General features: G+C 29.2%; 1 protein-coding gene. It reads left to right on the top strand.

Going from position 1 to position 514, the window contains the following annotated elements:
• The coding region (gene atpB / locus B3R94_RS06790; RefSeq protein ID WP_291099542.1) for a F0F1 ATP synthase subunit A at positions 1-478 on the top strand (478 nt) is incomplete at its 5' end.
• Positions 479-514: the final 36 nt, after the last annotated feature.

Raw genomic sequence — 514 nt, 5'->3', positions numbered from 1 at the left:
GCCATATTTATTAACGTTATTCTTCTTTATTTGGATTAATAATTTATTAGGATTATTACCAGGTGCAGCAAACGTAACAGGAAATATTGCAGTAACATTTGTATTAGCTTTAATTGCTTTAATCGTAATTAATTTTTCAGGAAATAAAGATTACTGGGGACATATGTTATGGATGCCAGGAGTACCAGTTCCAGTAAAAATTATCTTAGCACCAATCGAATTAGTTGGTATTATTACGAAACCTTTCGCTTTAATGATTCGTTTATTTGCGAATATTACAGCAGGTCACATTATTATTATGTCTTTAATCTCGTTAATTTTTATATTTCAAACAGAAGCAATGTCTGCTGGATCTATTCCTTTAGCATTATTTATCTACTGTTTAGAATTATTAGTAGCGGCTTTACAAGCATTCGTGTTTACTATGTTAGTTTCATTGTTCATAGGAACAGCAGTAGCAGAACACGATCATCATTAAGAACAAAGAAATATAAAAATAATTTTTTAATAATTA

Origin of the sequence: Empedobacter sp. UBA7611, from assembly GCF_002484365.1 — a bacterium.
In the GTDB taxonomy this organism is placed as follows: domain Bacteria; phylum Bacteroidota; class Bacteroidia; order Flavobacteriales; family Weeksellaceae; genus Empedobacter; species Empedobacter falsenii_B.
The sequence above is the reverse complement of the archived record's forward strand: the minus strand, read 5'-3'. Positions and strand labels throughout refer to the sequence as shown.